At 40.1% G+C, this 6,314-nt stretch carries 5 protein-coding genes; 4 read left to right on the top strand and 1 reads right to left on the bottom strand.

Annotated features, from left to right (window positions below; all coding sequences use genetic code 11):
• The first annotated feature begins 374 nt into the window (after nt 1-374).
• From WN50_RS07160 to WN50_RS07145, 4 genes are all read left to right on the top strand, one after another.
• Nucleotides 375-815 carry a GxxExxY protein gene (locus WN50_RS07160; RefSeq protein ID WP_046278456.1) on the top strand — a complete coding sequence of 147 codons (441 nt, stop codon included), beginning with the start codon at nt 375-377 and terminating at the stop codon, nt 813-815.
• 406 nt (nt 816-1,221) lie between these two features.
• Nucleotides 1,222-3,207, top strand: coding sequence for a DNA sulfur modification protein DndD (gene dndD, locus WN50_RS07155; protein ID WP_046278455.1), 1,986 nt, complete (start codon nt 1,222-1,224; stop codon nt 3,205-3,207).
• Nucleotides 3,208-3,406: 199 nt separating this feature from the next.
• Nucleotides 3,407-3,967 carry a hypothetical protein gene (locus WN50_RS07150; RefSeq protein ID WP_235440866.1) on the top strand — a complete coding sequence of 187 codons (561 nt, stop codon included), beginning with the start codon at nt 3,407-3,409 and terminating at the stop codon, nt 3,965-3,967.
• A gap of 89 nt (nt 3,968-4,056) precedes the next feature.
• Nucleotides 4,057-5,232, top strand: coding sequence for an NAD(P)/FAD-dependent oxidoreductase (locus WN50_RS07145; protein WP_046278454.1), 1,176 nt, complete (start codon nt 4,057-4,059; stop codon nt 5,230-5,232).
• Nucleotides 5,233-5,304: 72 nt separating this feature from the next.
• On the opposite strand, the gene WN50_RS07140 is transcribed toward WN50_RS07145, so the two are convergent.
• Nucleotides 5,305-6,180, bottom strand: a complete 876-nt coding sequence (locus WN50_RS07140) for a three-Cys-motif partner protein TcmP (protein ID WP_046278453.1) — start codon at nt 6,178-6,180, stop codon at nt 5,305-5,307.
• Between the last annotated feature and the right edge of the window lie 134 nt (nt 6,181-6,314).

The following is a 6,314-nucleotide window of genomic DNA, read 5'->3' as shown; positions in this document are numbered from 1 at the left end:
TTAAATTGGGGCGGAGACTGGTAACGGATTAAATTGGGGCGGAGACTGGTAACGGATTAAATTGGGGCGGAGACTGGTAACGGATTAAATTGGGGCGGAGGCTGGTAACGGATTAAATTGGGGCGGAGACTGGTAACGGATTAAATTGGGGCGGAGACTGGTAACGGATTAAACTTGGGCGGAGATAATTAAACCAATGCCAAGATCAAAACGGATAGATCATCTGAAACCATACTCACCCCCGATCCATCCAACCACCCAAAGTTAACCTATCCGTTTCCAAAAGCATCAACCTCAAAAACCCCACCATTAATTCATCCGTTACAATATCCGTTACAACACCCCCTCCGTTTCCAGATCCGTTTCTAATCGCCATGTACAAACCCACAATACCCCATCAAGAACTAACCTATCAAATAATTGGCTGTGCAATGCGAGTCCATAGCCGCACCCAAAGAGGGCTACGAGAAAAACACTATCAAAGGGCATTAACTCTAGAAATGCGACAAGCAGGATTAACAGTAGAAGAAGAATACTGTAAAGAAGTGTATGATGGAGAAAACTGGATAGGAAGACTCTACCTAGACCATTGGGTAAACAGCAGTATTGTCGTCGAAGACAAAGCCGTTTCCCGTAAAATAGAAGGTAAAGACATCGCCCAAATAGTAGCTTACTTGTCCATTACAAACGCCGAAGTCGGACTCTTCCTAAACTTCGGGCGATCGCGATTAGAATATCATCGAATATTACCCCCAAAATCGTTACAAGACTGGCGAAAAACCATTCAACCCTATCTATGGCAACCCAGATATTAAAATAACGCTAAAATCAAAAACCCCACTGGTAACGGATTAAATTGGGGCGGAGGCTGGTAACGGATTAAATTGGGGCGGAGGCTGGTAACGGATTAAATTGGGGCGGAGACTGGTAACGGATTAAACTTCTGCTGAGATAATTAAACCAATGCCAAGATCAAAACGGATAGATCATCTCAACCCACCCAAAGTTAACCTATCCGTTACAACACCCCATCCGTTACAACACCCTATCCGTTACAACACCCTATCCGTTACAACACCCTATCCGTTTCCAAAAAACATAAACCCAAACCACCCAAAGTTAACCCATCCGTTACAACACCCTATCCGTTTCCAAAAGCATAAACCTCAAAAACCCCACCATTAATTCATCCGTTACAATATCCGTTACAACACCCCCACCATGATATTTCTCGAACTTGTCCTACAAAACTTCGGCCCCTACCAAGGTAGACAAACCATCAATCTTCGCCCCGAAGAAAATGGCAACCTACGCCCTATTATTTTATTTGGGGGGATGAATGGAGGCGGAAAAACAACCCTGATGGACGCTATTCGCCTCGCCCTCTACGGACAACGCGCCCAATGTTCAACAAGAGGAAATCTCAGCTACAACGACTTTTTAACCCAGTGTGTTAATAGCAACGCTTCACCCATTGAAAAGACCCGGGTTGAACTTGTATTTGAACACGTTAAAGATGGGAAAATGGCAGAATGGCGAATTGTCAGAACCTGGACAAAAAACCCCAAAGATGGTAAAGATGAATTAGGGATTGTCATTGGAGAATGGCCGGATAAATCCATTGCAAGTATTTGGGATGAATATATTGAGAATATTTTACCGTTAGGGATTTCTAAGTTATTCCTGTTTGATGGTGAACAAGTTAAAGAATTAGCCGAATTAGAAACACCTCCACAAGCTGTTATTGATGCAATTTATAACCTTTTAGGACTGGAACTGGCAACCCGTTTATCAATAGATTTAAGCATTCTCTCTCAACGCAAACGAAAAGACGTTGCAGATATTCAAGAACGGGCGGATATAGAAGAAATAGAACAACGCCTCGCCCAACAACAAGAGGAAAAAAAAGCGGCTCAACAGAAGTTAGATGAACTCAAACAGCAGTTAGTGTTAGCGGAGAAACATCAACAGAAAGCCTCGGATAAATTTGTTTCAGAAGGGGGAAAAATTGCTCAAGAAAGTTCTCAACTTCAAGCCAAAGTCAAAGACTTAGAAGAAGCCCGTGATAGCCTACGTCAAACCCTGCGAAAACTAGCAGCCGAAACTCTACCTTTAAACTTAATTTATCCTCTGCTTATTCAGGCTGAAATTCAAGCCGACAAAGAAATAAAGCGTCAACAATCTATCGCCGCCCGTGAAGTTTTACAAGAACGAGATAGCCGTTTAATTGATTATATCACTAAAATCTCTCTGGATGAACAATCAGTTCATCAAATTCAATCCTTTCTTCAAGAAGAAAATCAAGCCCTAGAACAAGAAATAGAAACAGAAATTCAGCCTTATTTAGAGGTTGACACAGAAGCCGTTAATGAGTTAAAAACTGTTCTTAATATTCAATTGCCGAGTCAAAATCAACAAGCAAAAGACTGTTTAGAACAACTCAAAACTCTACAAGATGAAATTGATGCCACTGAAACTAAACTTCAGACGGCTGCTGCACCCGAAGTCTACAAAAAATTAGAAGAAAAACTCAAACTCTCTCAAACAGAACTCCTGAAAGCCCAAGCAGCCTATGAAGAAGGACAACGCAACTTTGATCAAATTCAACGGGCATTTACCCAAACGAAAAAACAGTTAGATACTTACGGGGGTGAGACGTTAAAATCTAAAAGTAGTCAAGATCTGGTTAACCGAATTCAAAAAGTACAAGAAACCCTCACGCAATTTAAAGAAAAATTAACCCTAAAAAAGCTGAATAAACTTGAAGTTGAAGTTGCAGAATGCTTTCGATATTTATTACATAAATCAGATTTAGTTCATCGAGTCACCATCGATACGGAAAACTTTAGCCTCTCTCTCTACAACCTCGAAGGAAAACCCGTCCCCAAACATCGCCTTTCTGCGGGAGAAAAGCAACTTCTGGCGATCGCATTTTTGTGGGGACTCGCCAGAGTATCGGGACGCAACCTCCCCGTCGCCATTGACACTCCCCTCGGGCGCCTCGACTCCTCTCACCGCCACAACCTGATCGAACGTTATTTTCCCTCAGCGAGTCATCAGGTTATTTTGCTGTCAACCGATACCGAAATTGGTGAAGCAGAAGTTCAAACCCTGCGAGAACAAGAAGCGATCGCCCACGAATATCTGCTGAAGTATGACTCCCGCAGCAGCCAAACCGTCATTGAAGCGGGTTACTTCTTTTCTTGAGTCTGGAAGTTGTCTCAGCCAAGCGGTAAAGTATTCACCTTTAATTGATAAAACTTCTTAATAAACTTTCAACAAACAGAAAAAACTTTTAATAAGCTTTTGAAAGTTATTTCTAAAAGTTAGATTTTCTCCATTTTTTGCTAAACTTTTTATATCTCACAACCAATGATATCTCCTGCAAAAATTAGGGTAAAAATCGTTGATAGAGCGATCAAACAAAAAAGATGTAGACGAAAAAACCCTAGCAAGCTTTGAAATTAGCCATAATTTGTGGCAACGTTTTCGGGCTAGGTGTATTGAACATGACATGACAACAGCAGAGGTTTTAAGCCAGTTAATTGCTGACTACTTAGATGAAACAGGCGAATCTTCTCCAGGGAGTTTAGATGAACTCCTCACAGAGAAAGTTAAAAAAACGGTTCAACAGTATTTAGAACAAAATCTAGATCTACAACTCTTGCAAAATCTAGAAAATCGCTTAGAACAACTGATTCAACAATCAATAGAAAATAATCTCAACTCTAATGTTAGTGAAACCTCATCTTCTCCCCCATCAGTCGAACCGCCCCAAGCTTCGCCACCCCAACCAAAAACCAATGTTCCCATCCTAAAAACAGCCAAAGAATTGGGAGATATTTTAGGTGTTTCTGCTCCTTATATTACCACTCTCAATCGCATTGGGGAACTACAACAAAGAGGTTGGGAAGACTCAGGAAAACGACGCGGAAAGACGATTCTATACAAACCCATTGATCAGTAAAGCCACATCAAAACCTAAAACTTAATCAAAATATTGGGTCAATTTAGGGCAGAATATAAATAGATGTCAACTTCACTCACCCTCCTCTTATGATCAACTATGACTGGATTATAGTCGGTGCTGGAATTACAGGAACAAGCCTCAGTTATGAACTGGCAAAAAAAGGCTTGAATGTTCTTCTGATCGAAGAAAATCCAACGTTTGAAAATGCCACTCGCTACAGTTACGGTGGACTGGCTTATTGGTCTGGAAGTACCCCGTTAACTCGTCAACTCTGTGAAGATGGAAAACAACGTCATCAAATATTATCCGAAGAATTAGAAGCCGATACCGAATTTCGAGAAGTTGACCTCGTGTTAACTGTTTCCCCTGAACAAAACCCCGAAAAAATAGCCGAAAATTATGCTAGATTTATCACACCGCCTCGTTTATTAACCCCAGAAGACGCTTGTCAAATTGAACCGCTTCTCAACCCCAATGGTATCGCCGCAGCCTTTACTGTCCGTCATGGTCATATCTCCCCCGAAAAAACAAATTTTGCTTATTTAGACGCTTTTAAACGACTGGGGGGAACGTTAGAAATTGCCAAAGTTACAGAATTCGTAAAACAAGAAAATCGTATTACTGGCGTTAAAACTAAAAATGACACTTATTTAGCTGAAAATACTGTTATTTGTGCAGGGGGTTTAACTCGGAGTTTATTAGCCTCTGCGGGAATTTCCATTCGCTTACATTTTACCCATACAGAAGTCTTAGAAACGCCACCTGTTGAGATTAACCTCAGAACCGTTGTGATGTCTGCGGGAATGGAACGGTTTCAACTCGAAGCCGACGCCGCCAAGCCGGAATTTGAACGCCTCTGGGATGAACCCGGACATGAATTTGTGCCTTTAATTATTGATGGGAGTGCGGTACAATTTTTAAATAACAAAATGCGAATCGGTCAACCTTCTCGGGTTTTAAGTGATCCGAATGCTAAAGTTAACCCCGCAGAAAGTGAAGCCCAAATTCGCAACGCCATCGGTAAAATATTACCCCCATTGCAAGATTTACCCGCTCATTGGTATCATTGTTTAGTGGCGTTTACAGCCGATAGTTTGCCTTTGGTTGGAGCAATACCCAATTTAACCGGAATTCATATTTTTTCAGGCTTTAGTAACCCCTTAGTTTTTGTTCCGCCCCTCGCCCAACGATACGCCAATCATGTCACCGGACAAACCGATGAACTCATTGAACAGTTATCGCCCCTGCGTTCAACCCTTTAGCTGGTGAATTCAACTGACGGTTGTAGCTGATTAATTTGCTCATTTCTATCGACTCTAAAAGTTATCAACCTCCTATTTCTTGAGTATATCTTGAGCAATTTTAATGGCGGTTGACGCTCCCTTCTTATTTCCGGCTGCAAAGCAAAGTAGGTATAAAGGTGTATTTCTAGAATTACATAGCACTAGAGGATTTTTGGCTACACCTTCAAAAATTGTCTTTAGTCTTTCTGTAAAATATTGACCTATTAACTCACAGTTTGCGATTTTCTCTGTTGTAGAATATGTGTCTCCAAACAAGTTTGTTTGTTCTGTAATTCTGTAAAATGTGTCATACCAGTCTGTTGTTCCAAATACTTCATTGAGTCGGGCTTTTCTTGATTCACTAATATTTCCATCTTTGGTTAGTAATCGATTAATCGCTATTCCTAATGGGAAAAGATACCATAAGTCAATAGCTTTTGTTTGAGCAATTAATTCAATTGTTTCCCAGGGGATTTGCATACCAAAGGGATCAAGAAAAAGGACAGCACGCCGTGTTTTCCAGTCTTTTCGACATAGATCTTTAAGATAAACATTTGCGTCGGAGTGAATAATACTAATTCGTTCAGATAAATTAGGAAAATCTATTTTAAGCTTTTCTAATTCATTGACTTTGTTTTCATCTTTTTCAATAAATATATATTTCTTAAACTCTGGCTTGATTTGAAGTGCTATTCGTGCCGATCCATCTAAAAACTTTTTTGATTCTTGCTCCACCAGTTCTGGTAACAGTAAAGTATTCAGTTCATCTTCGTCCCTAAGTGTCCTGTATCCTGTTCCCGCAAAGGCATCTATATAAGCATAGTTAAAATTATACTTATTCATAATTGTTGAATAAGCTTTTAAATATTTACTGACTCGCTTTAACTTTTCTTCAGTCCAATCACCGCCAAAAGTTTGTTGTTCCATAGTTCCAAATTTCAAGATTTAAGAAATAAAATTGAATATTGATTATTTCTTCAGTCTATGATATAATAAATAGTATAAAAGAAAAAGTTGTTATGAACAAGCCGATAACTTTTTAGATCATCAAATGTAGTCGA

The sequence above is a fragment of the Limnoraphis robusta CS-951 genome (assembly GCF_000972705.2).
This window is presented reverse-complemented; position numbering and strand designations above follow the sequence as displayed.

Coding starts and splice junctions, on each gene's coding strand:
- WN50_RS07160 (WP_046278456.1), top strand. CDS start 375: ATGTACAAACCCACAATACCCCATCAAGAACTAACCTATCAAATAATT.
- dndD (WP_046278455.1), top strand. CDS start 1,222: ATGATATTTCTCGAACTTGTCCTACAAAACTTCGGCCCCTACCAAGGT.
- WN50_RS07145 (WP_046278454.1), top strand. CDS start 4,057: ATGATCAACTATGACTGGATTATAGTCGGTGCTGGAATTACAGGAACA.
- WN50_RS07140 (WP_046278453.1), bottom strand. CDS start 6,180: ATGGAACAACAAACTTTTGGCGGTGATTGGACTGAAGAAAAGTTAAAG.